The sequence below is a fragment of the Nocardiopsis sp. TNDT3 genome (assembly GCF_003427465.1).
Classification (GTDB): Bacteria; Actinomycetota; Actinomycetes; order Streptosporangiales; family Streptosporangiaceae; genus Nocardiopsis; species Nocardiopsis dassonvillei.
In genome coordinates, this window is the sequence record NZ_QPFC01000957.1 from 1 (window position 1) to 2084 (window position 2084).

At 73.8% G+C, this 2084-nt stretch carries 2 protein-coding genes; one reads left to right on the top strand and one right to left on the bottom strand.

What is annotated here, in order from left to right; translation table 11 throughout:
• Nucleotides 1-44 precede the first annotated feature (44 nt).
• Complete coding sequence (locus DQW06_RS22220) at nt 45-1319, top strand: endonuclease/exonuclease/phosphatase family protein (protein WP_117199237.1); 1275 nt, start codon at nt 45-47, stop codon at nt 1317-1319.
• Between the two features lie 26 nt (nt 1320-1345).
• Here DQW06_RS22220 and DQW06_RS22225 read toward each other — a convergent pair whose 3' ends face one another.
• Nucleotides 1346-1654: a chorismate mutase gene (locus tag DQW06_RS22225; RefSeq protein WP_013151972.1), complete on the bottom strand. Its 309-nt coding sequence runs from the start codon at nt 1652-1654 to the stop codon at nt 1346-1348.
• Between the last annotated feature and the right edge of the window lie 430 nt (nt 1655-2084).

Consider the following 2084-nt stretch of genomic DNA (forward strand, 5'->3'; position numbering starts at 1 on the left):
ATCCGGCCTTTCCCACCCCGCTCCCCCGCTGAGAGGATGCCTCCATGAAGCCGCGTTCACGCCCGCTGGTCAGACCGGTGGCCTCCACCGCCACCCTCGTCCTGGCCGCGTCCGCCCTGGTGGCGGCCCCCGCCTCCGCCGAGGTGTCACCGTCGGTCCCCCAACCGCCGGGACCGCACGAGGTGCGCTTCGCCACCTTCAACACCGCGCTGGAACGCCCCGGGCAGGGGGTGCTCGCCGAGGAGTTGGCCGCCCCCGGCAGCGAGCAGGCGCGCAACGTGGCCGAGATCATCCAGCACGTGCGCCCCGACGTCCTCCTGGTCAACGAGTTCGACTACGACGAGGAGGGGAGCGGACCCCGCCGGTTCCAGGACAACTACCTGTCCGTGGGCCAGAACGGCGCCGATGCCATCGAGTACCCCTACGTCTACTCCGCGCCCGTCAACACCGGCGTGGCCTCGGGCGCGGACCTCAACGGCGACGGCGAGGCGGTGACCGAGCCCGGCAGCCCCGCCTACGCCGAGGACGCCTTCGGGTACGGGCTGTTCCCCGGCCAGTACGGGATGGTCGTGTACTCGATGTACCCGATCGTCACCGAGGACGTACGCACGTTCCAGACCTTCCGGTGGGCGGACATGCCCGGCGCGCTCCTGCCCACCGACCCCAAGACGGGCGAGTCCTACTACTCCCCCGAGGCCCTGGAAGTGCTGCGGCTGTCTTCCAAGAGCCACTGGGACCTGCCGATCGACACGGGCCGGGGCCGCCCGGTCCACCTGCTGGCCAGCCACCCGACCCCGCCGGCCTTCGACGGCCCGGAGAGGCGCAACGCGGCCCGCAACCACGACGAGATCCGCTTCTGGGCCGACTACGTGACCCCGCGCGCGGGCTCCTACATCTACGACGACCGGGGGCGGCGCGGCGGCCTGCCCGTGGGCGCCCCGTTCGTCATCGCCGGGGACCTCAACGCCGACCCCAACGACGGCGACGGCCACCCCGACGCCATCACCCAGCTGCTGGAGCACCCGGGGATCACCGACGTGCGCCCGTCCAGCCAGGGCGGCAGGGGCGCGGCCCAACGCCAGGGCGGGGCCAACGACGGGCACGGGGGCGACCCGGTGCTGGACAGCGCCGACTTCGCGGACGAGCCCGGCCCGGGCAACCTGCGCGTGGACTACGTGCTGCCCTCGCGGACCGTTCCGGCCCGGTCCTCCGGGGTGTTCTGGCCGACCGTGGACGACCCGCTGTTCCGGCTGACCGGCGACTACCCCTTCCCCAGCTCCGACCACCGGATGGTGTGGGTGGACGTGGTCCGCCACTAGCCGTGCCCTCAGTGGCCGGGACGCGGTCACCCGGTGCGGACGGCCTCCTCCTGTGCGGCGGCCAGCCCGGCGCTGATGACGCTGTCCATGATGGCGGCGAGCCGGTCGGGGCCCAGGCGCGGGGCGTGCTCGGCCATGCGCTCGACCAGTTCGCGTTCGCGCCGCATGTCGCGCCCGGCGAAGTAGCCGACCGGCTTGAGCCGCTGCACCTGGGCGGCGACGAGGGCGCGGCGTTCGAGGAGGGCGGCCAGTTCGGCGTCCATCTGGTCGATATGTCCGCGCAGCTGGCGGATCTGCTCCTGGGCGGTGGGCGGGGTGGTGCGGTGCTCGGACACGGTGGTTCTCCCTCGGGTGGGGCGGTCCCGGCAGCGGGCCGGACGCGGTCGCGGTGCGGCCGTACGTCCCCGCCGGATGCGCGCGGTGCGTGGAGAGCGTGTCCTGGGGCGTCGGCCGCCTGAAAACGAGGAGGAGCACCGGGCTGCTGCCCTGGTGCTCCGTTGCCGACGACCCCTGGTTCCGCCTACGTGAGAGCGGCCGACGAGGTCGTCGGCTGGCTAAACACGTGATAGCGGCGGGTCATGGGGGAGATACTACCGAACCCGCCGGTGGGGGTGCGACGGTTCCCCTGCGGGAGCCGCGTCACCCCGCGTCCGGGGCGGGCGGGCCGTGTCCCCTTCGGTCGCGCACGCGCGTGGGGAGGCTCCGCCGCAGTGGTCGACGCAGCGCTGTACGGCGACCGGCCGCGCACGCGCGCGGGGCGGCCCC